The organism is Streptomyces sp. H27-D2 (genome assembly GCF_035828615.1).
Lineage (GTDB): Bacteria > Actinomycetota > Actinomycetes > Streptomycetales > Streptomycetaceae > Streptomyces.
Map to the genome: position 1 here is coordinate 1 of NZ_JAYMZR010000213.1, position 1,317 is coordinate 1,317.

The 1,317-nt window shown below is 77.8% G+C and carries 1 protein-coding gene; it reads right to left on the reverse strand.

Going from position 1 to position 1,317, the window contains the following annotated elements:
* Positions 1–73: 73 nt before the first annotated feature.
* A partial coding sequence (locus QMK28_RS33945; RefSeq protein ID WP_326443548.1) for a S8 family serine peptidase occupies positions 74–1,317 on the reverse strand: 1,244 nt, incomplete at its 5' end.

A 1,317-nucleotide genomic window follows, 5' to 3' on the forward strand; every position in this document is an offset into this window, starting at 1 on the left:
TTCGGGTCGGGTCGGGTCGGGTCGGGTTGGGTGGGCGCAGTCCGGACCGGACCGGCGTGCCGCCGCGCGAGCGTCAGCCCGTGGCGCGCCCCGCGCGCCAGCCGCGGCGGCGACCGCGCGGCAGTACCCCGCCCAGCGCGGCGATCAGCAGGATCGCCAGGCCCGCCCCGACGGCCACCAGGACGGACCGGTCCCGCGCGTCGGACGAACGCGCCGGCGGCATCGCGGCCGGCGGGTGCACGGCGGGAGCGGCGGCGGGCCGTGCGTGCTCCTCGGGCAGTACGGCCGAGACCGCCTGCACCGGGTCGACCGTACCCCGGCCGACAATCGGATCGAGCGCGTCGCCGCTCGCGCCGTACGCCGTGCTCTCCAGCCGGTGCGCGACCTGCCGCGCCGTCAGACGCGGGTGGTAGGAGATCACCAGGGCCGCCGTCCCGGAGACGAACGCGCCGGCCACCGCGTCGCCGCCGCCGGTGAACTGACCCGGTCCGCCCGGACCCGGGCCCGTCACGGAGACCCCGGGCGCGGACAGCCGCGGCGCGGCGGCCCCCTTCACCCCGGCCTCCGCGCCGTCCGCCGCGCCAGCCGTGTCCGGGATCGCTCCGCCGGGCCCGACGGAGGAGACGGCCAGTACGCCGGGCAGCGCGGCCGGGTAGGAAGGCCCCTTGCCCCCGTCCTCGGCGGCGGCCGGGGCGATCACCAGCGCGCCCTTGTCCTGCGCCGCGCGGACCGCCGTCCTGAGGGCGGCCGACGAGGTGCCGGAGCTCAGCGCGACGTCGATGACCCGGGCGCCGGATTCCGTGGCGGCCCTGACGCCCTTCGCCAGCGCGCCGGGGGACGTCACGCCGCGCTTGTCGGTGGCCCGGATGGCCAGCACCTTCGCCTCCGGCGCGACACCGGCCGTCCGCGTCCCGTCGAGCTTGCGTCCCGCCACGATTCCGGCGAGGAAGGTGCCGTGCCCCACGCAGTCGTCCCGCGCGGCGCCTCCCGAGACCACGTCCGGTCCCGCGGTGACCCGGCCGGCCAGCGACGGCACCCGCTCGCTGTCCCCGCCAGTGTCGACGACGGCGACGGTCACCCCGGCGCCGCGCGTGAGCTGCCACGCCTGAGGGAGATTCAGAAAGCTTTGTGCCCAAGGGAGTTGGGACGAACTCTTCTTGGACGCCGGAGTGCACGGCTGCCCGGCGGCGACGGCGGAGGGCATTCCCGGAAGGGAGGGACTGTCCCCCCGCGGCACCGCGACGGCCGGCGCGGCGAGCACCGGTATGAGGGACAACGCGGCGAGGGCCGCCACGCCTCCGCGACGGTGGGCCGGTT